General features: G+C 71.0%; 20 protein-coding genes and 3 pseudogenes. 8 read left to right on the forward strand and 15 right to left on the reverse strand.

Annotated features, from left to right (window positions below):
• Nucleotides 1-170 precede the first annotated feature (170 nt).
• Complete coding sequence (locus AB0E77_RS22415; RefSeq protein WP_361573314.1) at nucleotides 171-1,601, reverse strand: sugar porter family MFS transporter; 1,431 nt, start codon at nucleotides 1,599-1,601, stop codon at nucleotides 171-173.
• Nucleotides 1,594-2,445 (reverse strand): phytanoyl-CoA dioxygenase family protein, encoded by an 852-nt coding sequence (locus AB0E77_RS22420; RefSeq protein ID WP_361573316.1) that lies wholly within the window; start codon nucleotides 2,443-2,445, stop codon nucleotides 1,594-1,596. Before AB0E77_RS22420 ends, AB0E77_RS22415 begins: the two co-directional genes overlap by 8 nt.
• A gap of 122 nt (nucleotides 2,446-2,567) precedes the next feature.
• Between AB0E77_RS22420 and AB0E77_RS22425 the strand changes: the two genes are divergently transcribed.
• Nucleotides 2,568-3,596: a LacI family DNA-binding transcriptional regulator gene (locus AB0E77_RS22425; protein WP_361573318.1), complete on the forward strand. Its 1,029-nt coding sequence runs from the start codon at nucleotides 2,568-2,570 to the stop codon at nucleotides 3,594-3,596.
• Nucleotides 3,597-3,665: 69 nt separating this feature from the next.
• Here the strand turns inward: AB0E77_RS22425 and AB0E77_RS22430 are convergent, their stop codons facing one another.
• A complete protein-coding gene (locus tag AB0E77_RS22430; protein WP_361573410.1) occupies nucleotides 3,666-4,169 on the reverse strand; it encodes an endonuclease domain-containing protein in 504 nt (167 codons plus the stop codon).
• Nucleotides 4,170-4,581: 412 nt separating this feature from the next.
• Complete coding sequence (locus AB0E77_RS22435) at nucleotides 4,582-5,004, reverse strand: arsenate reductase ArsC (protein WP_361573320.1); 423 nt, start codon at nucleotides 5,002-5,004, stop codon at nucleotides 4,582-4,584.
• Nucleotides 5,005-5,099: 95 nt separating this feature from the next.
• Here AB0E77_RS22435 and AB0E77_RS22440 point away from each other — a divergent pair, with 95 nt between their 5' ends.
• From AB0E77_RS22440 to AB0E77_RS22450, 3 genes and pseudogenes are all read left to right on the forward strand, one after another.
• Nucleotides 5,100-5,408 (forward strand): metalloregulator ArsR/SmtB family transcription factor, encoded by a 309-nt coding sequence (locus AB0E77_RS22440; protein ID WP_361573322.1) that lies wholly within the window; start codon nucleotides 5,100-5,102, stop codon nucleotides 5,406-5,408.
• Nucleotides 5,405-6,521, forward strand: a pseudogene (arsB, locus tag AB0E77_RS22445) (ACR3 family arsenite efflux transporter). The gene AB0E77_RS22440 and the pseudogene arsB overlap by 4 nt, the downstream one beginning before the upstream one ends.
• Nucleotides 6,518-6,657, forward strand: a pseudogene (locus AB0E77_RS22450) (FAD/NAD(P)-binding protein); the annotation flags it as partial. The pseudogenes arsB and AB0E77_RS22450, both read left to right, overlap by 4 nt.
• 152 nt (nucleotides 6,658-6,809) lie before the next feature.
• On the opposite strand, the gene AB0E77_RS22455 reads toward AB0E77_RS22450, so the two are convergent.
• Nucleotides 6,810-7,184 (reverse strand): metalloregulator ArsR/SmtB family transcription factor, encoded by a 375-nt coding sequence (locus AB0E77_RS22455; protein WP_361573324.1) that lies wholly within the window; start codon nucleotides 7,182-7,184, stop codon nucleotides 6,810-6,812.
• A gap of 838 nt (nucleotides 7,185-8,022) precedes the next feature.
• On the opposite strand from AB0E77_RS22455, the gene AB0E77_RS22460 reads away from it, so the two are divergent.
• Nucleotides 8,023-9,417 (forward strand): NAD(P)-binding domain-containing protein, encoded by a 1,395-nt coding sequence (locus AB0E77_RS22460; RefSeq protein ID WP_361573325.1) that lies wholly within the window; start codon nucleotides 8,023-8,025, stop codon nucleotides 9,415-9,417.
• A gap of 199 nt (nucleotides 9,418-9,616) precedes the next feature.
• Here AB0E77_RS22460 and AB0E77_RS22465 read toward each other — a convergent pair whose 3' ends face one another.
• The gene (locus tag AB0E77_RS22465; RefSeq protein WP_361573327.1) at nucleotides 9,617-9,982 is read right to left on the reverse strand and encodes an STAS domain-containing protein; all 366 of its coding nucleotides are present in this window, start codon (nucleotides 9,980-9,982) and stop codon (nucleotides 9,617-9,619) included.
• 483 nt (nucleotides 9,983-10,465) lie between these two features.
• Here AB0E77_RS22465 and AB0E77_RS22470 point away from each other — a divergent pair, with 483 nt between their 5' ends.
• Nucleotides 10,466-11,467, forward strand: a complete 1,002-nt coding sequence (locus tag AB0E77_RS22470; protein ID WP_361573329.1) for a DUF389 domain-containing protein — start codon at nucleotides 10,466-10,468, stop codon at nucleotides 11,465-11,467.
• Between the two features lie 288 nt (nucleotides 11,468-11,755).
• Here the strand turns inward: AB0E77_RS22470 and AB0E77_RS22475 are convergent, their stop codons facing one another.
• From AB0E77_RS22475 to AB0E77_RS22485, 3 genes are read right to left on the reverse strand one after another with little or no spacing between them, the layout of a single operon-like run.
• Nucleotides 11,756-12,634 carry a hypothetical protein gene (locus AB0E77_RS22475; RefSeq protein WP_361573331.1) on the reverse strand — a complete coding sequence of 293 codons (879 nt, stop codon included), beginning with the start codon at nucleotides 12,632-12,634 and terminating at the stop codon, nucleotides 11,756-11,758.
• On the reverse strand, nucleotides 12,631-13,542 hold the full coding sequence (locus AB0E77_RS22480; protein ID WP_361573333.1) for an ABC transporter ATP-binding protein: 912 nt from the start codon (nucleotides 13,540-13,542) through the stop codon (nucleotides 12,631-12,633). Before AB0E77_RS22480 ends, AB0E77_RS22475 begins: the two co-directional genes overlap by 4 nt.
• Entirely contained in the window at nucleotides 13,517-13,930 is a 414-nt protein-coding gene (locus AB0E77_RS22485) for a GntR family transcriptional regulator (RefSeq protein ID WP_361573335.1), read from the reverse strand. The genes AB0E77_RS22480 and AB0E77_RS22485 overlap by 26 nt, the downstream gene beginning before the upstream one ends.
• Before the next feature lie 286 nt (nucleotides 13,931-14,216).
• On the opposite strand from AB0E77_RS22485, the gene AB0E77_RS22490 reads away from it, so the two are divergent.
• Nucleotides 14,217-14,786: an SMI1/KNR4 family protein gene (locus tag AB0E77_RS22490; RefSeq protein WP_361573337.1), complete on the forward strand. Its 570-nt coding sequence runs from the start codon at nucleotides 14,217-14,219 to the stop codon at nucleotides 14,784-14,786.
• Nucleotides 14,787-14,856: 70 nt separating this feature from the next.
• Here AB0E77_RS22490 and AB0E77_RS22495 read toward each other — a convergent pair.
• From AB0E77_RS22495 to AB0E77_RS22520, 6 genes and pseudogenes are all read right to left on the reverse strand, one after another.
• A pseudogene (locus tag AB0E77_RS22495) lies at nucleotides 14,857-14,997 on the reverse strand (IS5/IS1182 family transposase); the annotation flags it as partial.
• A 418-nt stretch (nucleotides 14,998-15,415) separates the two neighbouring features.
• Nucleotides 15,416-15,601: a hypothetical protein gene (locus AB0E77_RS22500; protein WP_361573339.1), complete on the reverse strand. Its 186-nt coding sequence runs from the start codon at nucleotides 15,599-15,601 to the stop codon at nucleotides 15,416-15,418.
• A 392-nt stretch (nucleotides 15,602-15,993) separates the two neighbouring features.
• Complete coding sequence (locus tag AB0E77_RS22505; protein WP_361573341.1) at nucleotides 15,994-18,201, reverse strand: polyprenyl synthetase family protein; 2,208 nt, start codon at nucleotides 18,199-18,201, stop codon at nucleotides 15,994-15,996.
• Nucleotides 18,198-18,794: an ABC transporter ATP-binding protein gene (locus AB0E77_RS22510; RefSeq protein ID WP_361573412.1), complete on the reverse strand. Its 597-nt coding sequence runs from the start codon at nucleotides 18,792-18,794 to the stop codon at nucleotides 18,198-18,200. Before AB0E77_RS22510 ends, AB0E77_RS22505 begins: the two co-directional genes overlap by 4 nt.
• A 446-nt stretch (nucleotides 18,795-19,240) precedes the next feature.
• Complete coding sequence (locus AB0E77_RS22515; RefSeq protein WP_361573414.1) at nucleotides 19,241-19,981, reverse strand: class I SAM-dependent methyltransferase; 741 nt, start codon at nucleotides 19,979-19,981, stop codon at nucleotides 19,241-19,243.
• 128 nt (nucleotides 19,982-20,109) lie between these two features.
• Nucleotides 20,110-24,603, reverse strand: a complete 4,494-nt coding sequence (locus AB0E77_RS22520; protein WP_361573343.1) for an AAA family ATPase — start codon at nucleotides 24,601-24,603, stop codon at nucleotides 20,110-20,112.
• An 86-nt stretch (nucleotides 24,604-24,689) separates the two neighbouring features.
• Here AB0E77_RS22520 and AB0E77_RS22525 point away from each other — a divergent pair, with 86 nt between their 5' ends.
• The gene (locus AB0E77_RS22525; protein ID WP_361573345.1) at nucleotides 24,690-26,123 is read left to right on the forward strand and encodes a hypothetical protein; all 1,434 of its coding nucleotides are present in this window, start codon (nucleotides 24,690-24,692) and stop codon (nucleotides 26,121-26,123) included.
• Nucleotides 26,124-26,135: the final 12 nt, after the last annotated feature.

Genomic DNA, 26,135 nt, shown 5'->3' on the forward strand with positions numbered 1-26,135 from the left:
CCAGGGCAGCGTCCCGGCCGCCGAGCGCGGCGCCGTCCCGCAGGCGCCGACAGGTCTCGAACGGCAGGTGTGCGTCGGGTCCTTCGGTGAACATGCGGTAGCGGAGGACACGGTCGTCCCAGCCTTGGACGTCCAGGGCGGCCGGCTCGGCGGCGGAGGCAGCTGTTGCCTCAAGAGTGCTCGAGTGACTTCCGGAACGAGCCACCGCGCTTCAGCGCACGCTCGATGCTCTCCAGGGATCTCCCCCGGGTCTCCGGCACCTTCGCCACCACGAACACGATGCAGGCGACGTTCATCAGCGCGTAGAAGAAGAACGTCCCGGAGCGGCCGATCGCCTCGATGGCGGTCAGGGCGGTCATCGCGATCAGCAGGTCGACGCCCCACAGGGTGACGGTGGCCAGGCTGGTCGCCGGGCCGCGCACGCTCAGCGGCAGGATCTCCGGGCCGATGAGCCAGACCACCGCCTGGATCCCGATGCCGTTGAACAGGATGTACGCGAACAGGGCGACGATCACCGTCCAGCGCTGGGCCGACGAGCCCTGCGGGCCGAGGAAGGCGAGCGCCATGACCGCCATGGCGAGGCCGGAGCCCGGCAGGAACCACAGCATGATGCTCCGGCGGCCCACCTTGTCCACGGCGACCGCGCCGACGATTCCGGCGATCACCAGCATCACGCCGATGCCGATTCCGGTGAGCAGTGCGACCGAGTCGCCGAAGCCGGCGTCCACGAGGATCGTGGGCGCGTAGTAGACCACGGCGTTGATGCCGGTCAGCTGGGAGAAGGCCGCGATGCCGACGGCGATCAGCAGGGCGGGGCGCAGCCAGCGGTGCCGCAGGTCGCGCCAGCCGCCGGCGGGCGTGGCCGTGGCCACCTCGGTGATCTCGTCGATCTCGCGGTGGACGTCCGTGCCGGGCGGCCGGAGCCGGGTCAGGACCGTCGCCGCCTCCTCGTGCCGGCCACGCTCGACGAGCCAGCGCGGGCTCTCGGGCATGAACAGCATGCCGACGCCGAGGACGACGGCGGGCACGGCGGCCAGACCGAACATCAGACGCCAGCCGCCGCTGTCCGCCAGTGCCCAGCCGCAGACGTACGCGATGAGCTGGCCGCAGGCGACCATCAGCTGGAACAGCACCATCAGCCGGCCGCGGATCCGGGCGGGCGCGACCTCGGCGATGTACACCGGCACCATGTTGGAGGCGCCGCCGACGGCCAGCCCGAGGACGAAGCGCGCGGCGATGAGGCTGCCCGTGCCGGGTGCCGCGGCAGCTGCGGCGGCCCCGGCCGCGAAGACCACCGCTACGCCGATCACGACCTTGCGGCGGCCGTGGCGCACCGCGAGGCGGCCGGCGAGCAGGGCTCCGACCATGGCGCCGAGCAGGATGACGCTGACGACGATCTCCTGCTGCCGGGAGGTCAGGTCCAGGTCGTCGCGCAGGTGCAGCAGGGCGCCGGAGATGATGCCGGTGTCGTAGCCGAAGAGCAGTCCGCCCAGGGCCGACACTGCCGAGACGGCGTAGACGGTGGCCGGCACCTTCCGCGAGTCGCCGACGGACGGCCCGGGCGCCCCGGCGGGTCCGGGTGCCGTGGCGAGCTCAGGCATCGCCCATGACCAGACCCTCGATGGTGTGCTTCTGCGTCACCGGCTCCAGCACGTCCACGACAGGGCAGTCCAGGTGGCGGCGGACCCGCTCGGGCAGGGACTCCCAGTAGGCGCGGGTGACGGCCGTGTCGTGCCGGTCCCCGTTGGTGGCCTCGGGGCCGTCGACGCCGAGGACCAGCACGGGGCGGGACTTCGAGGAGTTGTTCTTGGTGCCGCGGTGGATGGTCAGCGCGGTGCGCGCCGAGATGTCGCCGCGCTGCGGGTACTTGCGCACCGCCAGTTCCTCGTAGCGCGGGTAGTGCGGCCGGGGCGGGAACATGCCGTGACCGAACTCGGGGCTGTCGTCCCACTGCGTGCCCGGCGCGACTTCGAAGGGGCCCATGTCCTCCTCGGTGTCGACGGCCGTCACGTTGAAGGCGAGGGAGGTCAGCCGGCGCTCGGCTCGGGTCTCCTCCGGCATGGGGAAGTCACGGTGCCAGGGCTGGTTGACGGCGCCCTCGAGCGGTACGTCGAAGCCGAGTTCGACGATGCGGTAGTCGGGGCCGAGGACGGCGGTGCAGACGGAGCGCACCCAGGGGTGGTCGACGAGGTCGACGAAGCCGCGCAGCTGCTCGGGGTGGATCTCCACGTAGTAGCGGTGCGGTCCGCGTCCCACGGCGCCGCCGGGCCGGGTCAGGGCCTCCTTGAACGCCACGTCGATGTCCTCACGGAGCTGGTCGGCCCACTCGGGGGTGAAGGCACCCTTGCGCGCGGTGATGCCGTCCGAGTACAGAGCCTCGACGTCGGCCGTCACGTCCACGTCGAGGCCGGACGGGGCGATACCGGGGTAGGCGTGGGGACTCATGCGGTGCCTCCTTGCACGTGCAGTCGAACCTGTTCCGCACATGTTGCATCGTTGAATGCAACGTGGCAATACCTTGCCGGGCAGATCTTGGTCAGCGCCTCGCGGCATGCCACGATGTGCGGGTGAGCAGCAGCCTGAAAGACGTAGCCGCCCGCGCCGGGGTCTCGGCGCGCACCGTGTCGAACGTGGTGAACGGGACCGCCCGCGTCTCCGAACAGACCCGCCGTCGGGTGCAGGAGGCGATCGACGAGCTGGGCTACCGCCCCAATCTCGCCGCCCGCAGCCTGCGCGCCGGCCGGACCGGCATCATCGGTCTCGCCATCCCGGAGCTGCACTCGCCCTACTTCAGCGAGCTCGCCGGTCTCCTCGTGGACGAGGCCGGACGCCGGTCGTGGACGGTGATCATCGACCAGACCCACGGAGACGCCGAGGCGGAACGCCGGCTGCTCAAGGGCGATGGCGGCCGGGTGATGGACGGCCTCATCATCACGCCGTGGGCGCTGGAGACGCGAGAGGTGGCGGACATAGCGCGCCCGCTGCCCGTGGTGCTGCTCGGTGAGCGCAGCCCCCAGGGGCGGGCGGACCGCGTGGCGGTGGACAACGTGGCCGCGGCCGACGAGGCGACCACGCATCTGCTGTCGCTCGGGCGCCGTCGCATCGCCGCCATCGGACTGCAGCCGCACCTGCACAACGGCACGGCGGAACAGCGCGCCGAGGGCTACCGCAGGGCGCTGCGCCGCGCGGGCATCACACCCGAGCCGCAGTGGGAGCGGCCGGTCGGCGCACTGCACCGTGAGGACGGCGCGCGAGCCATGGCCGAACTGCTCGACGGTGACGCCGCCCCTGACGCGGTGTTCGCCTTCACCGACGAACTCGCCCTGGGCGCCCTGCACTTGGCGCACACACGGGGGATGCGGGTGCCGCAGGAGCTGGCGGTCGTCGGGTTCGACGACATCCAGGACGGCCGCTACAGCCACCCCACGCTGACCACGGTCTCCCCCGACAAACGCCAGATCGCCCAGCGCGCTCTGCAGTGCCTCGCCGACCGCATCTACAGCCCGGACAACGAGGTCCCCGCCTCCGACCTGACGATCCCGCACCGCCTGGTCGTACGGGGCAGCACCGATCCGGGAGCGGCGCAGGCGCCCTGAGCCGGCTGTCTCCGCCCGGGGGCGGGCCCTGCCAGGGCTGAGGGACCGGAAGCCTCTCTCGTCTGCGGACTAGCGCTCGGCGTCGAGACTCGACTCGTGACCGTTCCAGGTCAGAGTACGCCACGAAAGGCTGGTGTACCTGACTCGCGCCCAGCCTAGGTCGTCCGGGTGAAGCTGGCGCGCGTGAGAGCTGCGGGCCGGCGGGGCTGCCAGATAGGCATCCACCCGCGGCACTCGCCATCGCAGGCGATGCTGCCGCAGACGCTTTTCGTAACGGCCGAGGTCCGTATTACAAGGCTTGCAGAGAAGCCCTCGCACGCAACGCGGGCAGCCTGCACAACAGCTGTGATCGTGGTCGATCTGCCACCAGATCGGCCCCTCGGCAGCACTGTCCCCCGGACTGTCGTCACAGAGCGGACAGTAGTCGTTCTGGACTCTCAAGATGGCGTTGACTCGCTCGACAGAGAGCCCGAACCGCTTCGCCTGCCGTACGGCCGGACCGCAGTCGACACACAGAGCGCGTCCGTACTTACGCTCGTCCGCGTGTACCCACTCATCGCATATCCGGCACATCTCGGGATCATCGTCGACCCAGTCCAGTCCACTCGCCACGAGCCGACATTAACGGGCGTCACTGACATGAAGTGCCGTGCCCAGCCTGTCAGACGACGGGCGGAACAGGGAGACCAGTACGACGTGATCGCCCCACAGATCGTCGTATGCCTCCCAGGAGTTCGCTGCTCCTCCATGCTCTGCCCCGTCGAGCCGCCACCGAGCGGGACGGTGTCGGGCTGGTCGCCCTGGACGGGGTGGAGGTCGGCGGGCAGGCCGTCGCGGCGCAGGTACTGGCTGGCGCTGAGGACGAAGCAGCGGCCCTCCAGGACGATGTGCCGCATGCCGGCCTGCCAGGCGTCACGGTCGGCGGCGGAGCCGAAGTGGGCACGAGAGTCCTACGCCCTGGTCGGCGTCGCGTCGCGTATCTCGCTCACGTCGCCGCCTCCGGCTTCGCCGGAGCGATCTCGGCGATCAGCCCCTCGACGAGGGTCTTGATCTCGTCACGGATGGGACGCACGGCTTCGACGCCCTGGCCGGCCGGATCCGCCAGCTTCCAGTCCACGTAGCGCTTGCCGGGGAAGACGGGGCAGGTGTCGCCGCAGCCCATGGTGATGCAGACGTCCGACTCGCGGACCGCGTCGACAGTGAGGATCTTCGGCACCCCGGCGGAGATGTCGATGCCGACCTCCGCCATGGCCTCGACGGCGGCCGGGTTGACCTGGTCACCGGGGTCGGAGCCGGCGGAGCGGACCTCGACGCGGTCTCCGGCCAGGTGGGTCAGCCACGCGGCGGCCATCTGGGAGCGGCCGGCGTTGTGGACGCAGACGAACAGGACGGAGGGCTTGTCGGCCATGGTGATCGTTCTCTCTCGTCGCACGGCGGAGTCCAGCCGCCGATGACTTCAGCCCTCACTGACATCATCGGGCGATAATGTGACAATATCAGCGCATGCTGACTTCAGTCGATGCTGATGTGATCCGGGTGCTGGGTGATCCGCTCCGCCTGAAGATCGTGACCCTGCTGGCGCGCGAGACGCTCTGCACGACGCACCTGGTCGAGGAGACCGGAGCCAAGCAGACCAATCTGTCCAACCACATGAAGGTGCTGCGCGAGGCCGGGATCGTGGAGACCGAGCCGTGCGGCCGTTTCACCTACTACAGGCTCAAGCCCGAGGTCCTGGCCGGCCTGTCCGGGCAGTTCGCCGAACTCGCCGCCTCCGCCCGCACCGCCGCCGAGAACAAGAGGGCCTGCCCGTGACCTCCACCGAGCCCACCACCGCCCGCGCCGAAGGCGCCGGCCCGGCCGGGGACGACTCGGTCGCCAGGAAGCTCTCCACCCTCGATCGCTGCCTCGCGGTGTGGATCCTGCTCGCCATGGCCCTCGGCTTGGCCCTGGGCCGCTTGATCCCGGGGATGAATGACGCGCTCGCGAAGATCGAGGTCGGCGGGATCCCTGCCGATCGCGCTCGGCCTGCTGGTCATGATGTACCCGGTGCTCGCCAAGGTCCGCTATGACCGGCTCGACCGCGTGACCGGCGACAAGAAGCTGATGGTCTCCTCGCTGGTCGTCAACTGGCTCGTCGGACCTGCCGTGATGTTCGCCCTGGCGTGGATGTTCCTGCCGGACCTGCCCGAGTACCGCACCGGCCTGATCGTCGTCGGCCTGGCCCGCTGTATCGCCATGGTGATCATCTGGAACGATCTGGCGTGCGGCGACCGCGAGGCCGCCGCCGTCCTCGTCGCCCTCAACTCCCTCTTCCAGGTCCTCGCGTTCGGCCTGCTGGGCTGGTTCTACCTCGACCTGCTGCCGCGCTGGATGAACCTCGGCGACGGCCAGGGCCTGGACGTGTCCGTCTGGCACATCGCGCTCAACGTCGTCATCTTCCTCGGCATCCCACTGCTGGCCGGCTTCCTCACCCGCCGCGTCGGCGAGCAGAAGCTGGGCCGCACCGCCTACGAGCAGAAGTTCCTGCCGAAGATCGGCCCGTGGGCGCTGTACGGGCTGCTGTTCACGATCGTCATCCTCTTCGCCCTGCAAGGGAAGAGGATCACTTCGCAGCCATGGGACGTCGCCCGGATCGCGCTGCCGCTACTGCTGTACTTCGCGGTCATGTTCTTCGGCACCTTCGTGCTCGGCAAGGGTCTGGGCCTGGCCTACGACCGCACCGCGACGCTGGCGTTCACCGCGGCGGGCAACAACTTCGAGCTGGCCATCGCGGTCGCCGTCGCCACCTTCGGCGTCACCTCGGGTCAGGCCCTCTCCGGCGTCGTCGGCCCGCTCATCGAAGTGCCGGTGCTGATCGGCCTGGTCTACGTCGCGCTCGCCTGGCGCAGGAGGTTCGCCGCCGGCGCGGTGACGACAGCCCCGTGACGCGGCAGACGGATGTGGTGGTGGTCGGCGGCGGCGGCCAGGCAGCGCTCGTCACCGGCTCCACCTGCGCCGACACGGCCTGGACTTCGTGATCCTGGACGCCGCCCCGGCGCCTGGCGGGTCCTGGCAGCACATGTCGCGGCCCGCGTCGAGGGCGTGGTGGCGGGCGGTGGTCGCGCCTCCTGCCTGCGATCCGGGGCCGCTCCCTCACCCTCATCGGAGTCGGCCGCCCGGCCCGTGACGCGGACCGCGCGATCGCACGGCTCCTGTGACGGTCGGGTCGGGTCGTCAGACGGCGGCCGGCATGGTCAGCAGCTTGCCCATCGCGGCGAGCACCGACGGCTCGACGCGGTAGTAGACCCAGGTGCCGCGCCGCTCGGAGGTGAGCAGCCCGGCCTCCTTGAGTTTCTTCAGGTGGTGGGAGACGGTCGGCTGGGAGACACCGACGTCGGAGATGTCGCACACGCATGCCTCTCCGCCCTCGTGGGAGGCCACGGCGGAGAACAGCCGAAGGCGGACCGGGTCACCGAGGGCCTTGAACATCCGTGCGGCGGCCTCGGCCTCCTCGGCGCTCATCGGGCGTTCGGTCAGCGGCGGGCAGCACGGCGCCACACCCTGGCTCTCGGCGGGCTCGAGGAGCGGCAGCACCTCCACATTCGACATGCGTCTATGTTGACACACGTCGAACCAACCTGTGGAGGCCCGTCACCAGTGCGCGAGGCGGGCGGCCAGGCACCGGGCGATCCGCTCCGCGTCCCGGCCGACGCCGCGCAGCGAGTTCGACGACGGGCTGCGCCGGCATTCCAGCCCGATGGACGCCACCCCCGGCGCATCGGCGGCGAGGCCTTGCGGTGCCGGGGATCCCCCGCACCGTCCGGGGCGCCGGGGAGGGTGGCGAGGTGGGGCAGGTCGGGACGGTAGCCGGTGGCCAGCACGATCCTCCAGGCCCGGCAGCGCCGGCCGGTACGGGCGCCCGAACACGCCCGAGGCCGCCACGCCGGCCAGCGCGGACAGCTGGCCGCGCCCTCCCGCTTCACCGCGAAGAGGCCGCCGGTGCGACGGACCGCGCCGACGCGGCAGGCCGTGCGGATCTCGGCGTCCACGTCCGCAGCCCGCGCAGGAGCAGCGCGCGAGCGGTGGCCAGGCCGGACTGGCCACCTCGATCACGCCGATCACGGCGACATCGATGCACCCATGAGCGAGGCCTCTGGTTTCGATGGATGTCTATGTTGACGTTCATCGATACAGGTGCCATTCTGGGCCGCGCAAGCAATCGACAGACATCGAAACAACAAGTCGTCGTGTCCCTCGCCTTCCGCACCTGCTGTCCACGGCCCGAGCCCGTCGCACCGCCCGTCATCTGGCCGGCGTCGCCTTCTGCGACACCTGCGCCCAGGTCAGCGACAGCACCGCCCGAGCGGCCGAGCACCGCCGGCAACACCAGTCGGCCGCCTTCACCCACGCACGCTGCCCCCTTCGCCCCTCAAGGAGACCGAGCGCCATGAGCACCCAGCAGCTCCCCGTCGTCGTCATCGGAGCCGGCCCCGCGGGCCTGGCCGCCGCCGCCCACCTGGTCGATCGGGGCATCGAGCCTCTGGTCCTGGAGGCCGGTCCCACCGCCGGCGCCGCCGTGCGCGAGTGGAGCCACGTGCGCCTGTTCTCCACCTGGGGCGAAGTCGTCGACCCGGCCGCCGAGAAGCTCCTCGCTCCCACCGGCTGGACGCGCCCTGACCCGGCCACCTACCCCTCGGGCGGCGACTGGGCCGAGTTGTACCTGCGGCCGCTCGCCGGCGTACTCGGCGAACGCGTCCGGACCGGCGCCACCGTCACCGGCGTCTCCCGTGCCGGCCGGGACCGGATCGTGGACGCCGGCCGCGAGCAGCAGCCGTTCGTCGTGCACGTCTCTCACGCCGACGGCCCTGAGGAGCGCGTCTTCGCGCGTGCCGTCATCGACGCCTCAGGCACCTGGACCACCCCGTCCCCGGCGGGCGGCAGCGGCCTGCCCGCGCTCGGCGAGAAGGCGGCGGCCGACCGGCTCACGTACCGCGTGCCGGACCTGAAGGACCCCGCCGTCCGCGACCGGTACGCGGGCAGGCGCACGGCCGTCATCGGCTCCGGCGCTTCCGCCTTCACCGCCCTTGCCCACCTCGCCGACCTCGCGAAGTCCGACGACGGCACGGGAACCGAGGGCCTGTGGATTCTTCGCCGGGGCGTCTCCGGCTCCACCTTCGGCGGCGGAGCGGCCGACCAGCTCCCCGCCCGCGGTGCTCTGGGCCTGGCGGCGAAGGCCGCCGTCGACGAAGGCCACGCCGAGGTGGTCACCGGCTTCCGCACCGAGGCGATCGAACGGGCGGACGACGGCCGCCTGGTCCTGGTCGGTGAGGACGGGCGCCGCCTTGACACGGTCGACGAGGTGATCGTGCTGACCGGCTTCCGCCCGGACCTCTCCTTTCTCGAGGAGCTGCGCCTGGGCCTCGACGAGCGCCTCCAGGCGCCCGTCGCACTGGCACCGTTGATCGACCCGAACCAGCATTCCTGCGGCACCGTCTACCCGCACGGCCACCGCGAGCTCTCCCACCCCGAACAGGGCGTCTACCTGGTCGGCATGAAGTCCTACGGCCGCGCCCCCACCTTCCTCGCCATGACCGGCTACGAGCAGGTCCGCTCCGTCGCCGCCGCGATCGCCGGCGACCTCGACGCGGCCGACCGCGTCGAGCTGACCCTTCCCGAGACGGGCGTCTGCGGCGGCGCCGGGCCGTTCGACACCCCGGACACCCAGGAGGCCGACGGCGGCTGCTGCGCCGCGCCCGAGCCGCAGCTCGTCCGGATCGGTGCTCCCGCCGCGGTCGGGGCGGCCGGCGAACAGGCCGCTGCGGGCGGCTGCTGCGGCTCGTGACCAGCGGCGCCTTCCGTCCCCCAGGCCGGTCACCGTGGCGCGGGGAACCAGACGAGACACGGACCCCCGTCGAATGGCTGATCGACATGAAGTCGGCGTCTACCGCCCGCCAGCGCCCGCTCGGGCGGCAGAACAGAGCGGGTCCCGGCGAGCATCGGCTGGACCGGTGGAGCAACGGCAGTGATCCCAGGTGCCCTCTTCAGGGCCGCTCAGAGTCCGTCCGCTGGACGCCGTTGGCCGGTGAGTCGGATAGCAGGCGGACGAGGTCGAAGGCGTTGGGGTAGAGGTCGGCGGCCAGGCGCAGCAGTCGCAGCGGCTGGGGGCGCAGTCCCGTCACGGATGTCCGGCGGCTGGGGCCGCTGCCGGACGGAATGGAGGTGAAGAGGAGGTGGAGGCCGGCGACGTCCATGAACGCAGTCCGATTCAGGTCCCACAGCAGGTCGGTCACCTGCGGCGGCAGTGCGTCGGCGGCGGCGCGCAGCGGGGGCAGGGTGTCGTGGTCGATGTCCCCGCGCACGGTGATGCGTGCGGAGGTGCCGTGGATGCAGGTGTTGGTGGTGTTCATGCTGGGCGTGCCCCCTTCTGGGGGTTGGTGAGCCCAACGGCGAGACACACCCTGGCAGGGGGTACGACGATGGGTGGGGAGCCGGGTGCCCGGGATGGGGGCAACGCCCGGCTTCCCAAAAGACCGCCACCCGGGGGTGCCGGCCGGTCTCGTTGTCCGTCCACCGTCGCACACTCCCGCCCCGCCCCACGACTCCTCGCGAACGAGGTTCGCACCCGCGGGCCGCTGACATGCAACCGTTGCCCACTCTCTTCCGCGCCACCCTCGACCACGCGGTCCGAGCACTGCCCACCACAAGCCTGAAGGACATCGCCAGGACTCAGCAGCCCGAAGGACTGCTCGGCCCGGCGCGATCGGGTGCGGTGGGCACGGGGCCGACCCGGTGGACGGCCGTGAGGACACCCCCGCGAACCACGTCGCGGCTGCGGCCGACAGGTCGTGTTGATGCCGGGGGCTGGACGGCCCGAAGACGATACTGAGCGTATGCCCGGCAAACTCCGCGCGAAGATCCTGCCGGACCGACAACGCCGCTCTCTCGACGAACTTCAGCAGGACCTCGATCTTTCATCCGGGGACAGCCGGTCGAAGCAGTCGGCCTTCTGGACCATGCTCACCTTGTCCGCGGTCATCGCGGCGTGCGGCATCCTGACGGACTCGACCGCCACGGTCATCGGCGCGATGATCATCGCCCCGCTCTCCACCCCCATCATGGGCATCGCCCTCGGTGCGGTGCAGCGCCGCCGCACCACAGCCGCAGCGTTCGTGGCCCTCGGATGCCTGCTGGTGATTCTGATCGGGGCAGTGGCCTCCATCGTCGTGCCCCAGTCCTACGACCTGCTGACCAACGGCCAGATCTCCGGCCGAACCTCTCCGGGACTGCTCGACCTGATCTCCGCCCTGGCCACCGGCTTCGCCGGCGCCGTGGCGCTGGCACGCAAAGACGTCGCCGCTGTACTTCCGGGGGTGGCCATCGCCATCTCCCTCGTGCCGCCCCTCGTGGTCACCGGCGTCTGCGCAGGCCAGACGGCATGGTGGCTCGCGCTGGGCGCCCTGGTCCTCTTCCTGTCCAACCTCTTCGCCCTCGTCTTCGCCGGGATGGTCGTCTTCACCGTCCTCGCCTACACCCGGACCGGCAGCCGCCGCTCCCACCACCGACCGCGCCGCGCCCACGTCATGCTCGGACTGCTCTTCACGGCCGTGCTGCTTCCCCTGGGCGCCAACACGGTCGCCACCGTCCTGCTCAACACCTGGGCCCTGAGAGCCAAAAGCGCCGCCGAGCGGTGGCTCACGCACAGCCCCGGCGCCACGGTCACCAGCGTCGACACAAGCTCTCGCACGCTGTACATCCATGTGCGCAGCCCCAGTGACCTGCCTCCGATCGATGGGCTGCTCAGCAGTCTGAAGGGGGGCATTCCCGACGGCATCCCCATCGTGGTGGACACCACACGCGGCCGGCAGATCACTGCCGGCGAGGTCGGTGAATGAGCCCGCATCGCACAACGTGGGCTGTGGTGCACCCGCCATCCTGGGCAGCCGTCGGCTCTGGCGGTGCCCGTTCAGCGAACCTTGCGGATGACGCCGTCGTTTCCGGCCGCGACCGCGGGCATGACAGATTGCACGAGCACTGTCACCTCGCCCCGCTGACTCGCGCGGGCGCACCTCGGGCGCCCATGGGGCGGGCTGGGGTCGGTGCTGGGTGGTTGCCGTGAGGGCCTCGACGCGGAGGCCGTCTTCCTCGACGTGACCATCCGCCTCACCAGTGAGGTGACCTGCTCAGGTCCCGGTGCGCCGCCGCAGGACGCGCAGCGCGGACGCGGTGAGCAGTACCGCCAGAGCCAGCACCAGGGCCGTCTCGGCGAGTTGGTACGGCCAGTAGTCACCAGTGCGCAGGGCATCGGTGACGTAGGAGTCGGTGGGCAGCACGTCGTAGAACTGCAGGCCGAGCAGGCCGCCCGGGTGCATGCCATGGACCTCGGAGAAGGCCGGCCAGTCGAGAAGCAGTGCCGCACGGGAGCGGACCAGCAGGGCGGTCAGCAGCCAGGTCAGCAGTGGTGCGGCGAGGGCCGCCGCCCACGCACGGCGCAGGAGGGTGCCGGTGAGCGCGCCGGCCGCGACGCCGAGCAGCGTGTAGGCGACGGTGACGGGACCGATGGTGAAGTACGCGGTCTGCCGGTCGACGCCGTGGGTGAGCAGATTCAGCGCGATCGCGTGTTCGGCGTTGAGCCGGTACAGCGCCACCACCGGCACGGTGACCGCGACGAACAGCAGCGCGAGGCCGGTCCAGCGGGCGGTGAACCAGCGCCGTGGCGACACGGACTGCGTCAGGGTCAGGGCGTAGCGGCGTGAGCCCCATTCACGTCCGGTAAGGGCGCCCGCGCAAAGGGCGGCGTACAGGGCCGGCTGGAAGGCGAGGCGCTCGCCGTCGGCGAGGAGCGCGGCGGTCTTCTGGTGGGCGTCGTCCGGGTAGCGGCCGAACTGGTAGGCGTGGGCGCCGACGTGCTCGCGCAGAAGGACGGCATAGTCCCAGCCGTGGTAGCGGTGGACCAGTAGCGCGGCCAGGCCGGCGGTGATCACCGACAGGATCGCGGCGATCGGCCAGAGCTGGCGCACGACGATCGGGGCCAGTGTGCGGGGGCGGGCGGTGGTGCTCATGCGGCGTGATCCTCGGCGTACGCGGTTCCGGACGGGACGTGGGGGGCGGGAGCGGTGACGTGGGCCAGCACCAGCTCCTCCAGCGAGGGGGCGCGGACCTCGAAGTCTGCGGGCAGTGCGCCCGCCGGACGGATCAGCGCGCTGGTGCCGCGCCCGGCCGGCCGGGCCTCGATGACGGCGTGCCCGGCGAGCCGCTCCGGACCGCCCGGGAAGGTGACCACGGCGTGCGCGGCGAGGAGGTCGTCGACTTGGCCGTGCAGCGGGGTGCGGCCCCGGTCGAGGACCAGAAGGTGGTCGCAGGTGTCGGTCAGCTCCGCGAGAATGTGCGAGGACATGACCACCGTGGCTCCGGTGTCGGCGACGTGTGCCATGAGCAGCCCCATCAGCTCCCGTCGGGACCGTACGTCGAGGTCGGACATCGGCTCGTCCAGCAGGAGCAGGTCGGCGCGCTTGCCGAGGGCGACGGCCAGGGCGACCCGGGTGCGTTCGCCGCCGGACAGGTCGCCGACCTTCTCCCGGTGCCCGAACCGGCCCCCGGCGACGACCCGGTCGGCCAGCTCGGTGTCCCAGTTGCCCGGGTTGGCACGGGCGGCGTAGCGCAGGGTCTCGGGGACGGTGAGCCTTGAGAACAGCGGCCGGTCCTGGGCGAGATGGGCGATGCGGGGGTGGCCGGCCCGGGGCCGCCCGCCGAGGACCTCCAAGGCGCCGGCGGTGGGCATGACCAGGCCCGCGGCGATCTCCAGAAGAGTCGACTTCCCCGCGCCGTTGGCCCCGACCAGGGCGCAGACGACGCCCGCCGGGATGGTGAACGTGCAGCCGTCGAGGGCGAAGGGGCCCCGGCGCCGGTGTCTCCTTGCGACGCCGCGCGCGCGGAGCGCCGGCTCAGGACTGCTGGTGGTGGACGGCATCGGTTCCCTCAGGTGCGAAGTGTGCTGCGAGTACGGCGGAGAAGAGCGCGGCGAGGTCGTCGCGTTCGAGCCCGGCAGCCTCAGCCCGCGCGACCACGTCGGCCAGCTCCTCCCGCCAGGGGGAGTCGGCGGCGGCCGCGCCGAGCGTGCCGGTCACGAACGTGCCGTGCCGGCGGCGGGTCTCGACCAGGCCCTGGTGTTCCAGCTCGCGGTACGCCTTGAGCACGGTGTTGGGGTTGAGCGCCGTCGCCTCCACCACCGCGCGGGCGGTGGGCAGGCGGTCGCCGGGTGCCAGCAGGCCGAGTCGCAGGGCCTGCTGGACCTGCTGGACGAGCTGCACATAACTGGGGACTCCGCTCCCCCGGTCGATCCGGAAAGCGAACGTCACCGCCCCACCCCTCATTCCACTAATCAAGTAGTGGAATGATGCATTGGCTGGTCTCGCACGTCAAGCCGGCGATCACTCAGTCCCGCTCCCCTACGCACTCCGGCAAAGCACCCCGAAGGGCTGACCGCGCGGCTGCCGATGCGGAGGGTGACGCCACCGGCAGCCGCGCAACCGCGATCAGCGGCTGGTTCGAGGACGCCCCTGCGGGGGTCAACGTCGCCAAGGCGGCCGGACTGGCCGTGGCAGCCTGGGGGGCGCAGGCGAGACGCCTGGCAGGCTACCGTCCATGACGGAGACCCTCATCGAGACACAGACGCCGACGTGCCGCCTCACTGATCCGGCAGAGGCTCTTGCCGCGCTTGAGCGCGCCATTCCGAACTTGGCCGACTGCCGCCGATCGGCGCCGGCCGTACACGACTGGGCTCGGGTCGAGGAGGATCTGGGTACCCCGCTGCCATCCGACTACAAGCACCTCGCTGAGTGGTACCCGACGTTCGCCATCGGCGACTACATTCTCGTCAACCTGCCCGAGCCGGGCGAGGAACACCTCGTGCACCGTGACTTCAAGAGTGCGCTGGACGTACTTCTCGATGCTTGGCTGGAACCGGCTCTCGGTCTGCCGGCCTATCCCACGCCGGGCGGCCTTCTTCCGTGGTCGGAGTCGGACGAAGGTGACAAGTTCATGTGGAGCACCACTGGAGACAACCCGCAGGAGTGGGTCGTTACCGTGGCGGGCCGCGGCGGAGCCTGGTGGCACTACGCAGGCGGGGCCGTGCAGTTCCTCGCCGAACTGTGCGACAAGAGCTTGGAAGCCTGGGGCCTGCGGATTTTCGAGCCCGAGGTGACGCCCTGCTGAGCTGCGGCTGAGCATGTTGTCGGCGGATCAGACGACGGTGTCGGATGAAGGCCGCGACTGTCCCGACCGAGGCGAGGCAGTGTTCGGCCTTCCGTGCCTGTCGGCGGTGCAGCCGTCGGCAGCCGGCCAACCAGGACGCGGTGCGCTCGAGGGCCCGACGGTGGCGTTCGCACCGCTGGGAGGGCTGGATGCCTTTGCGGGCGATGCGGTGACGGCGCCGGCCCTGTGGCGGCGAGCCCAGCTCACCTACGCCGAACTCGCCGAGTGCACGTCGCACTCGACGATCCTGACCTGACCGTCTTGGCTGCCATCCTCAAGGGCGCGGCTGACGGTCAGGTCGTGTTCCAGTGGGATGAGGACTGCGCTCCGAGACCCACCTGGGCTACGAGCGCACGGTGATCGACTCCTCGTATCACCGGGCAGCAAGCCGACCAGGTCCGCATCAGGCAGCGTCTGCGAGGCGGCGAACCCGCCTTCTCGGCACTGGCCCGCACCGCGGGCCGCGGACACAACCTGTCCACAGGACCTCGCGGCGCTCTGCCATCATCATGGCGCGGCGGAGGGTGCGCCCCCGACCACGGTCAACGTTCTGCCGGGTCTCGGACCGGGCGGTCCCCGGACCCGAGCCGCTACAGGGCGGCTGGAGGCTGCTTCGGTTCGAAGACGCTTCGTGGCGCGTCCGGCTGGATGGTGGACGTCTGGCGCAGTACGTGTGCGAGGTCGCGGTGGATCCGGTCGGCTTCGCCGCGGACCTGGACGGGGATGTCGCCGCGTTCGGCGACCAGGCGGTCGTATACGGGGGTGTGCGAGAACACGGTGGGGCGGTTTCCCTCCTGCGGGCGGTGCGCCGGACGGCGTGCAGCATACGGGCCCGGACCCGTGTGCGGGCGGGGCGTTCACATGCCGGTCGGGGGGACGGCCTGCGCAGTGCGGGTGCCGGCCGGCTGAACGGCCGGGCGATCCGGTGCTGCGCGGGCGAGCCGTCACCACCGTCGGTGGCCTGCTACGGTCCCGTGTCCCGCCGCGACCGGCGGCGGGAGACGGTGTGCCCGCTTCGGTGACGGCGCAGGGACACACCTCGCGGTCGAGCCACCGGCCCATGTCCGGCTGCCTCTCGGTGATGCTGCGCGTTCGCCCCTGCCACTCGTGCCGCCCGGGCCGCGGCTGCCCTCGCAGCCGTTCTGGCACCTCCGGTCTGGTCGGGACGTCAAGCGACCCGGGAGCGGAGGGCCTCGGCGCAGATCCTGCCCAGTGACTCGGTGGCCGGTGACTGGGGAAGCACGGCTGATGCTTGAGCCCATGCGTCGTGGACCATCCGGTCGGCTTCGTCCGCGCAGGTCTCCAGGGCGCCGCATTCAGTGATGCGGCGGGCGGCACGGACCGCGTCGTCCGGGTCGAGGCCGGAGCGCACCTGGTGCCAGAGCCGACAGGCTTCGTCGTGTGGCAGCCGCGCAAGGGCGTGGACGAGGGGGTAGGTGACCTTGGCGTTGAGGAGATCCTCGGCCACGCGTTTGGTCGCGGTGCCCTGCCGGCTCACGCAGCGCAAGTCGGCGATGTCGTCGGTGATCTGGTACGCGGTGCCGACGGCTTCGCCCAGAGCGGCGACCGCTTCGCACTGCGGCACGCTGGCCGTGGCCACCACGGCGGCGATGCGGAACGCAGCCCCGACGGGGACGCCGGACTTCAGCCGGTGGGTGACGGTCACCAACTGCTTCAGAACGCGGGTGTCCCCGGTCTCCAGTGCGGAGGTCATCTCCTCGTGATGTCCCTGGAGGTCGAGCGCCTGCCCGCAGTGTGCAGCCTGCAGTGCGTCGAGATACACCTCGTACACCGTGCTGCGCAGGCGGGGATCCTCGGGCAGAGCGTGCTGGATGGCCCGGTGCATGGCGAAGTAGGCGGCGGTGCCGGCATTGATGGCGGTGGCACTGCCGTGGACGAGATGGGTGCAGGGGCGTCCTCGGCGCAGCGGGGCTTGGTCCTGGATGTCGTCGATGATCAGTGACCCGGTGTGCAGGAGTTCGCAGGCCGCCCACAAAGGCCCGTAGGGGCGGCTGTCGGCGCCCAGGGCCTCGGCCACGGCAGCCGCGAGTGTCGGCCTCCAGCGTCGGCCGCCGTGTTCCACGGTCTCCCGCACGGGTGCGATGAGCCCTGTGTGCAGCCGCTGCTGCAGGCGCCGGGTGGAGTGAGGAAGGAGGCTCTCTGTCCGCACGGTGGTCATGAGGTCCCTGGCCGTCGCGGGATGCGGCAGAACCGGGTACAGAAGCCCGATGTCTCGTTCCAGCGTCTTTGCTGTGTACCCGCTCTGTTTTTCCGGTGTTCCGCTCTGACTGTTTGGAGCAGCGTTGTGCCGGCGGAGACCGGGAAGCGGGTTGCCCGAGCAGAGCATGGCAGCGGTCTGCCGGTCTTGAGTTGCGATCGTCTCGTGTGTGCCATCGCCCTGCGGCCCGGCAGGAGGCCAGGTCCTCGCCCGCTCGGCGCCCGCCGTTCCGGTGTTCGCGGCGGGTCCGGTGCCTGGTTCCGAGTCGCCGCCGGGACCTGCGGCCGGGTGTGCCTCGATCCTCTCGTGCGCCGGTCGGGCACCGGCAACGGTGCCGGCGGCTGCTCCGCTGCCCGGTGCCTGTGCGGGCAGGCGTGCCGAGGTGCTGTGCGGGCGTGGTCGGTGATGGGAGCGAGTGCGCCGGTTGAAGATCAGCAGTCCGGCGGTCGCGGTCAGTGCGAACCACACCAGCCCCCGCACCGCGTACGCGCCGGGCCATGCCTCGGTGAAGGCTGAGGCCCAGGCGGCTTGGGACGGACCGTGCAGGGGAAGGAGCCGCAGGCCCGGCTGGTCGGCCGGCGGGTTCATGCCCGGGTTCTGCAGCCCGTTGTCGATGATGCTGGTCATGATGATCGCGAAGAACCCCTCCAGTTCGCCCCGCAGGAGGGTGCCCAGCATGATTCCGATTCCGCCGAACGCGGCGTTCGCGGTGAAGAACGCCAGCGCCAGCGCCCCCATCTGCTCCTGGTGAAAGGACAGTCGCAGCAGCAGGACCGTGTACGCGGCGAGCGCGGCGGCGATGACGAGCAGCGCGGCCACCTTCGCCGCCATCAGATGATGCCGTCGGTATCCGGCCAGGACCAGACGCCGGTCCAGCGGGCCGGATTTGAGGGTCTCCATGAACGTCATGAATCCCGTGGTCACGGTGACCGCGTTCATGGCGCTGTTGAGCTGCATGGTGCGGTTGTTGTCGGCATTGATGTAGCCGCCGGCCGGGAACACCTGGAAGTGCAGCGTCACGTGGTAGCCGTACGTCCGGGTCAGGAAGATCCACACCAGTGGGAAGGCAACCGCGAGGAACAGCGCGAGACGGTTGCGTACATGGGCTGCCAGTACGAACCGCAGCGCCGTGGTGAACGAGGTGGTGCGGGTGGTCATAGGGCTCGCGCTCCCTCGATCAGCACCCCGTCGCGCAGTTCGTGGACCGTGTCGAAGCGCTGCAGGTCGTGGATGAGGTGCGAGACCACGACCACGGACTGCCCACCGTCGCGCAGGTCATGTGCAAGACGCCAGAACGCCTGATGGGTGTCCCAGTCGAAACCCTGATACGGCTCGTCCAGGACCAGCAGTGTCGGCTGGTGCATCAGCGCCAGCACCAGGTTCAGCTTCTGCCGGGTTCCACCTGACAGCGTCCCTGCCCGCTGCTCCAGCACGTCCCGGCAGCCCAGCGCCCCCAGCAACGTCCTGGCCCGCTCCACATCGGGCAGCCGGTAGGCCACCTGGAACAGTTCGAGATGCTGTGCCACGGTCAGCAGCGGATTGATCACGGTGTCCTGCGGAGAGTACCCCACCTCGCCCTGACGGAGCACGGTGCCTCGGTCGGGTGCCAGCTCACCCACCATCACGCGCAACAGGGTGGTCTTGCCGGCGCCGTTCTCGCCGACCAGGCCCACCAGAGAGCCCGGTTCGACCACCACATCGACTCCGCGCAATACCGCACGCGTCCCGTAGGACTTCCACACCCCCTGCATGGAGAGCGGCGCTTCCGCCCTTGGCCCGCTTCGTGTCTGGCCCACGCATGATCCACTGGTCACAACAGGCCAACGAGCAAAACACGCAACGGAAACTCACGTACTCCGAAACCATCTGGTTTGCACCACCGTTGGCCGGATACGCACGCCGGTCTGCTCGGCCTGTGCCGCTATGGACGGTTTGTGTGAAGGCTCTGACCGACCCGGTCGGCCGCCGGCCGCCCACGGCTTGGCCGTGGGGCCCGGCGACCTCGACGTCGCGGCTGTCCCCTCCACCCGCTGCGGAGCCTGGCCGCACGGCTGTTGCCTTCGGCGTGAGCACGGCTCCCGATTCAGCAGCCCCGCGCTGGGTCCTGGAGCGGGCTCCGCCGCCTGCGGATCGACGGGGAGAAACGCGACGGCAACCACAAGGTCCTCTTCTCCTGGTGCCGGCCCAGTGGCCGACCTCAGGCCGGCTTGCGCCACACGGAGATGTGCTTCGCGGAGTCCTGGGTGAACGGAGCCCCGTCCCAGTCCGAGACGCGACGTTCCAGCTCGAGTCCGGCGATCCGTGCCATCAGGTCGAGTTCTGCCGGCCAGGCGTACCGGTGGCGGGAGTTGTCGCGGCGGTACCGGCCATCGTCGCCGTCGCGGGTGAAGTGGTGCGAGACGAGAATCTGCTCGACCAGGTCGAAGGTGTCGAAGCCGAGATGCTGCTCCGAGAGGTCGAACGGCACCGCGACCTGGCCCGGCGGCAGGAATCGCAGCGGCGGCACGCCCAGCTCGATGACGAATCGGCCGCCGGGCTCCAGATGCCGTGCGGCGTTTCGGAAACACTCGACCTGCTCGTCCTGAGTGAGCAGGTTCGTGATCGTGTTGTAGACGAGATAGACCAGGGAGAACTGACCGGGTACGACGGTGGTGGCCATGTCCCCCATGACTACCGGGAGTGTGTGCTCGTCGATCTTGCGCCGCAGCACCGCTGCCATGTGCTCGGACAGTTCGATGCCCACTACCGGCACGCCCCGTTCCCGTAGCGGGATCCCCACTCGGCCGGTTCCGACGGCGAACTCCAGTGCCCGGCCGTCTCCGGCGAGCTCGGCGAGGAAGGCGATAGTCGGTCCGAGGACGGCAGCCGAGGATGCTTCGGCCTCCTCGGCGTCATAACGGTCGGCGGTCGCGCGGGTCCACAGTTCGCTGCTCGTCACGGTCGGCCACTTTGCCGGGTGTCGAGGGGCGTTGTCGACGCATTTACGTTCTCCACGGCGCAGCGTGTGCTCAGGAGGACGCGCGGCGTGGTGGTATCGCCGTACACGCGTGTGCCGGACCGTGCCGGTCATCGTGTCTCCTCACGAACCCTGTGGCCGGAGGGCTCCAGCAGTTCCACGACGTGGACGGTTCGGCCGTGGCCCACGGCAAGCCAGACCCTTCCGGACGCGTGACGGTCACACACCATGCTCAGGGCCGAGATTCGCGGGGACAGCCCGCGGACGGCGGCGATCCGGGTCTCCGCCCGCGCGTCCCAGATCTCCACGGTCCGGTCGCCACTGGCCACGGCGACCAGGATCCGTCCGTCTCCCGCGGCCGCCGCCGCGACCGCGCCGACCGGCCCATGGCCGAGCTCCGCCAGGACCGACCGGGACGCCGGGTCCCACAGGCGAACGACATCCGGGCAGGCGCTGACCAGCAGGGAGCAGCCTTCGGCGCCGGGGGCGGTGACGGGGACGAGGCTGCGTACGGGGCCCCGGTGGGCCTTGCCTCCGTCACCTGGGCCGCGCAGCCGTCCGATCCGCCTGCTGGTGGAGTCCCACAGCGTGATGCCGCCGCCACGGTCGCCGCTCGCCAGCCATGTCTGCCCGTCGGGACGGGGAACGAGGGCCACCGCGGCGACCTGGCGGCGATGGCTGCGCAGCAGCCGCGGGCGAGAGCCGAGCCGGGCGGGCAACTCCCTGCCTCTGCCGTCGTACCGAGCGACCCCGCGGGGGTGGCCGACCACGACGAGACCGCCGTCGCCCTTGTCGGGGGCAGCCGCCGTCAGCGCGGTCACCGGCCCCTTGCCCTCGTACCGCACGAGCGGGGTTCCGTCCGCGTTCCAGAACTGGACGGACTTCTCCACGCTGCCGGAGACCAGGACCGCGGTGTGCTCGTCGCCGGCCGGCACCCACGAGATCGCGCTGACCTTTTCGTCGTGGCCCGACCTGACGTAGCGGACGAGGTTCCCCCAATTCCCAGTGCCATCCTCACTCATGGAGGGGACGAACTCGACCTCCGCGTCGACTGCGCAGCGGGCGATCCGCCGCCCTGTCCTGCCGTCCCAGATCCACACGGTTCCGTCCGCGCTGCCGGTGGCCAGCCGCAGGCGGCCGTCGGGCAGCGCGACGAGATCGGCGCAGGTGACGACCTCCTCGTGCGACTCGTCGTGCTGCGCGTTGTCGTCCGTGGTCGAGACCGCCGTGTTCCACAGCCGTACGGTTCCGTCCTGGCTTCCGCTGACGACGAAGGTGTCGCCGTCAGGGCTGCGCACGCCCGCCACGGCCCGGACGTCACCGGAATGGCCCGTCCAGCCGCCCACGGGACCGCGTCCGCTCCTGAGCCGAACCTTCCCTTCCGGCCCGCCGACCACGAATGCCGCCGGATCATCCTTGACACCGCCCACGCACTCGGGGGTGACTCCCACGGCCAGGGTCGTGAATCCGTCGTCCGCAGGTTCCTTCGGGCCGTCGGTCTGCTCCTCATCGACCGGCTTCCCGGTCCGCAGGTCCAGGCAGCGCATTCCGTCCACGAACGTGCCACCGCGGGCCACGACGACGGCACGTCCGTCGACCGCCGCTACGGCGATTCCGTGGCGGGCGCGCAACTGGCCCGGCCATACGCGCCACCACAACCGCGGCTCGCGCGCACCGGGTGAGGGCGCGAGCTTCCAGGTGCTGATACCGCCTGTGGTGTGGGCGGCGACGAGCACGTCACCGATGCCGGGTAGTGCGGTGAGGCTGAGTGCGGGCGTGCCGAGACCGCCGCCGTGCCAGACCTGCGACGGTTCACCCCGGTCGGTGTCCCAGAGGCGGAGGCGGCCGCCCCGGGTGCTCGTCACGAGCAGCGGTTCGCCCTGCTCGGTGGCGCTGAGGGCCATGGCCCTCACGGTCCGACGGTGACGACAGGGGTTCCCCGACCGCGCGCCGTCGTGAACGTCCCACAGGCACACCGCACGGCCCGCAGCGGCGGCGAGCAGCAGCCGGCCCCTGCTACGGACGAGTCCGACCGCGGTGACGGGGGCCTCGCCCGTGAGCAGCGTGTGCACCAATTCTCCTGAAGCGCCGTCCCACAGGCGGACCGTGCCTCGGTCGTCGCCGGCCGCCACGGTGAGCGCGCCGTACGGGGCCAGGTCGATGGCGACCGCGGTCACCGCACCGGTCGGCCCGCCGACGAGCACACCGTGGAAATTCGTCCTGCGTCCGGTGCCCCACCGCACACGCCAGCCCAGCAGCGCCTCTGTCCCCAGTCGCGGCAGCGCGTCCGGTTCGTCGACGCCGGCGCGCAGGCACAGCACGGCTGCCCGGTCCTCCGGGGACAGGTTCCGCAACTCGTCCCAGACTCGCAGATACAGGCGCGGCAGGGAACGTCCCTGTTGCTCAGGAGAGTTGAGGACCCGCATCATCCGGGCCGGGTCCGCGTACGGCAGGATGCCGGTCTTCCCAAGGAGGTGGCCGAGCCGGCCGGCGGCCAGGGCGTAGGCCGGGAGGTGCTTGAGCACGTACCGGGTGGCGTGTTCCCAGTCCCGTCGGCCGTCGACGCGGGGAACGGTGTCCAGGACGGCCTCGTACACGAGGGCGGGCACGTGGTCCGCCTCGCCGACGGTGCCGCGCAGGTAGTCCGCGTAGGCCTGGTGGTAGAGCCGGTAGACGCTCTCGCCCTCCTCTCCGGCCTCGATCAGGTGCGCACCGGCGTGGGTCATGACCCAGGCCACGTCGGCCTCCGTGTAGGCCCGCGCACCGCGGGTGAGGGCCGTGGCCGCGGTGGCCCAGACAGCCCGCCTGGGCAGCCCCGGGCCCAGCGCCCAGGCGAGCGGGGCGAGCAGGTCGGTGACCTTCTGCCGCAGTGTGCCGCCGTAACGGGCCAGGTCGGCCGCGAAGACCTCGGCCACGTCGCGGCTGCGGAAGATCTCGCGCGCCTCCGGGCCGTCCGGGTCCAGGATGTCGGAGCGGCCGGCCAGCGCCCGGGTGAACAGCCGGGCCAGCAGGAACACCGACTCGCTCTCCCGCGCGACGCGCCGGGCCGTCTGCCTGGTGAGCCCGGAGTCGGCGAGAGCGTACGGCGACCCCTCCAGGTCGGTGAGGCGTTTGTACGCATACGCCTCGACGTCGTCCACCGCGTCGGAGTCCTGGTGGAGGTCCAGAAGGCACCCCGGTTCGGGTGCCAAGACCTTGAGCAGGTCTCGGGAGGCGGAGTCCCGCACTTCGACGGCGCGGCGACGGGTGCCGACGAGCACCTTCACTTCCGGTAGATCGGCCAGCGGACGCAGCAGGCGTCCGGCGATGGTGCCCACCGCATGCGGCCGCGCCTCGTCCAGTGCGTCGACGAGTACGGTGAGCCTGCCGTGCCTCCGGCCGACCGCGGTGACGAGCTGCTCCGGGGTGCGCCAACCGCCGCGGGGTGCTTCCAGCGACAGCGTGCGCGCCAGCGCGTCGACGCAGTCCAGCACATCCTTGTCGCGCGCGTGGACGCCCACGTCGATGGCGCCGACGTCGGGCAGGGTGCCCGGGTCCGCACCGTCGACCGCATGCGGGTCGGCCGCGCGGATCTCCTGTCGGTACGACGCGTCGGACAGCACGGCGAGCCGCCCGAGCAACGCCGACTTGCCGCTGCCCGGTGGCCCGGTGACGACGAACATGCCGCCGGCGGCCGTGCGAAGCCATGTCACCAGCGATTGCAGGGCACGGGTGCGTCCGCGGAAGAAGAAGCCCGTGCCGTCCACGGCGTCGATGCCGCGAAACTTCAGCATGAAGTGCTCACGGACGTCGGCACGCAGCAGGGCCGGCCTGGTGCGGCGGCGTTCGAGCTCGGTGGCGGGCAGTTCCGGGTCGTAACGGGGATTCGGGAAGAACGGTGTGGAGAAGACGCCGGTCGTGCGGATCTCGAACGGCTGGCGGGAGCCGAGCCGGGCCTCGAGCGCGTTGATCATTTCGTCGATCCTGATTCCCTGGTCACGAGGCCCCCACCCTCGCTTCTCCACCTGGTCCTCCGGATCTTCCAGCAGGGCCCGCAGGGCTTCGGTGAGAGCCCGTTCCCCGGCGGGCTCTCCGGAGACCGCCGAGGACACGACCACCAGCTTGGGCCTCGGAACGATGTGCCGTTCGTCCACCACCCGGCTGAACGCGTCGGCCGCCTGGCCGGCGCCGCTCCCGGAGCTGCACGCGTCCATGACGAGGACGATGTCGCGGGCTCCGCTCAGCGCCAGGTGTTCCCCGAGGTAGGCGGGCGTGATGGTGTCGCCCGAGGTGACCGACCCGGCGTCGCGGCCGGAATCGGAGCACAGCAGGTAGAGGCCGCTGTTCTGCAACTGGCGGCCGTGCCCGGCCCAGTAGACGAGCAGCCGCTGGGTGTCCGGGGGGAGCTTCAGGTCGAAGAAGAGGTCACGGAGCGGGCGGTGCCGCAGGTCGTCCCGCCGCCTCCCACCGGCGGGGTGGCGGTGGAAGCCCCCGGCGACCAGCAGGTCGACCACCGCGTGAACCTGTCGGCGCAGCAGACTGAGCCTCTCGAAGGTCGGAGCGTCGTACTCGTCCACGACGATGTCGAGGACGGTGCCCCGTTCACCCCCCGTTGCTTCACGCACTCTCCTATCTTTGTCACCTCGGGTGCGCGCCGCAGGACGTTTGGCGGGTTCGGTGGGATTTTCCGTCACGGCGGGAGGGTGGTGTCGTGTTGGCACTGCATCGGGAGGAAGCCGTCCTCCAGGAACGCGATCTCGTGGTGGTGGTGCCGGGCATTCTCGGCAGTGTGCTGAGCACGCCCGACGGTCGGGAGGTGTGGAACACCTCTCTCGCCATGGGGGCCCACGTCCTGGGGAGCTTCTCCGGGGTCCTGGAGTCCCTGCGGCTGCCGCCCGGCCTTGGCGACGGCCCTCCGCCCGCGCGGTACGCCCTGCGGCCCCGGTCGTTGATGCCGGGATGGCAGGTCTGGCCGGGCTTCTGGTCGGGAGCGGGATATCCGGCACTGGTGCGGCATCTGAGAACGTGTCTGAAAGATCCCGCGCGCCAGCTCAAGCTGTTCCCGTACGACTGGCGGCTCTCGAACGCGTACAACGCGCGCCTGCTCCTGGACCGGGCCACGAGGTGGCTGCACGAGTGGAGGAACGGGGGCGGCGGTCGCGACGCACGGCTCCAGCTCGTCTGCCACTCCATGGGCGGCCTCATCGGCCGCTACTTCCTGCACGTCCTGGGCGGTGGGGAGATGACCAGACGGCTGTACACCATCGGTACTCCCTACCGGGGTTCCACGAAAGCGGTACGGGCCCTGACGGGTCATCTGCTGCCGCCCGCCATGGACCGGTTCGGGGAACGACTGCGCGCCGTCGCGGAGACCTTCCCGTCGATCGCCGAACTCCTTCCGGTCTACCCCTGTGTCACTGCGTCGGGCGACGGGAGCGGGGCGCCGGACGCGAACGACTCGGGGAGCGGGCGGGACGCCGCGGCCGTGCTTCTGGCGGACGGCCGCGTTCCCGGACTCAGCCGGCACCTCGTGGAGCACGCGGCCCGCTTCCACGGCGTCGTCACGGAGAGGGAGGCGGTGACGCCGGACCGGTTCCTGCACGTGTTCGGGGGCGACTGGCAGCCGACGGACCAGAGCGTGGAGGTCGGCCGGTCCGAACTCCGCTTCACCCGTCGGCACCGCGGCCTCGACTACGGCGGCGACGGGACGGTACCCAGGTTCAGCAGCGTGCCTCCCCACTGGGACGACGACGCCCCCGCCACGTTCTATCCGGCGAGACACGTCGGCCTGATCAGCCACCCGGAGTTGTTGCGCAACCTCGGGCAGAAGATCGCCGCGATCCCCCGTGAGGCGACCCTGGCACCGGCCCGTCCCCTGTCCCTGTACCTGCCTTCCGTGGCGACGGCCGAACGGGCCGTCTCCCTCCGGGTCCGCACCGACAGCCCCGACCTCGTCCTCGACACCTGGCTGCGGCGCCACGACGGAACTCTCCACGACCGCCCTGTCCGCCTCCGTCCCGACGGCACCGGGAGCTACACCGCCGACCTCGTCCTGCCGCCCGGCATGTGGCACGTCGTCGTCGAGACGACGAAGGAGTCCCCAGCGAGCCGCGTGGACGACCTCCTGGTCGTAGCCCCGCCCTGACCCAGGGCAAGC

The sequence above is a fragment of the Streptomyces sp. NPDC032940 genome (genome assembly GCF_040636935.1).
In the GTDB taxonomy this organism is placed as follows: Bacteria; Actinomycetota; Actinomycetes; order Streptomycetales; family Streptomycetaceae; genus Streptomyces.

What these genes read in the sequence shown, in the direction of transcription:
- AB0E77_RS22415 (WP_361573314.1), bottom strand. Translation starts at nt 1,601, where the DNA reads ATGCCTGAGCTCGCCACGGCACCCGGACCCGCCGGGGCGCCCGGGCCG.
- AB0E77_RS22420 (WP_361573316.1), bottom strand. Translation starts at nt 2,445, where the DNA reads ATGAGTCCCCACGCCTACCCCGGTATCGCCCCGTCCGGCCTCGACGTG.
- AB0E77_RS22430 (WP_361573410.1), bottom strand. Translation starts at nt 4,169, where the DNA reads ATGTGCCGGATATGCGATGAGTGGGTACACGCGGACGAGCGTAAGTAC.
- AB0E77_RS22435 (WP_361573320.1), bottom strand. Translation starts at nt 5,004, where the DNA reads ATGGCCGACAAGCCCTCCGTCCTGTTCGTCTGCGTCCACAACGCCGGC.
- AB0E77_RS22440 (WP_361573322.1), top strand. Translation starts at nt 5,100, where the DNA reads ATGCTGACTTCAGTCGATGCTGATGTGATCCGGGTGCTGGGTGATCCG.
- AB0E77_RS22455 (WP_361573324.1), bottom strand. Translation starts at nt 7,184, where the DNA reads ATGTCGAATGTGGAGGTGCTGCCGCTCCTCGAGCCCGCCGAGAGCCAG.
- AB0E77_RS22460 (WP_361573325.1), top strand. Translation starts at nt 8,023, where the DNA reads ATGAGCACCCAGCAGCTCCCCGTCGTCGTCATCGGAGCCGGCCCCGCG.
- AB0E77_RS22465 (WP_361573327.1), bottom strand. Translation starts at nt 9,982, where the DNA reads ATGAACACCACCAACACCTGCATCCACGGCACCTCCGCACGCATCACC.
- AB0E77_RS22470 (WP_361573329.1), top strand. Translation starts at nt 10,466, where the DNA reads ATGCCCGGCAAACTCCGCGCGAAGATCCTGCCGGACCGACAACGCCGC.
- AB0E77_RS22475 (WP_361573331.1), bottom strand. Translation starts at nt 12,634, where the DNA reads ATGAGCACCACCGCCCGCCCCCGCACACTGGCCCCGATCGTCGTGCGC.
- AB0E77_RS22480 (WP_361573333.1), bottom strand. Translation starts at nt 13,542, where the DNA reads ATGCCGTCCACCACCAGCAGTCCTGAGCCGGCGCTCCGCGCGCGCGGC.
- AB0E77_RS22490 (WP_361573337.1), top strand. Translation starts at nt 14,217, where the DNA reads ATGACGGAGACCCTCATCGAGACACAGACGCCGACGTGCCGCCTCACT.
- AB0E77_RS22505 (WP_361573341.1), bottom strand. Translation starts at nt 18,201, where the DNA reads ATGACCACCCGCACCACCTCGTTCACCACGGCGCTGCGGTTCGTACTG.
- AB0E77_RS22510 (WP_361573412.1), bottom strand. Translation starts at nt 18,794, where the DNA reads ATGCAGGGGGTGTGGAAGTCCTACGGGACGCGTGCGGTATTGCGCGGA.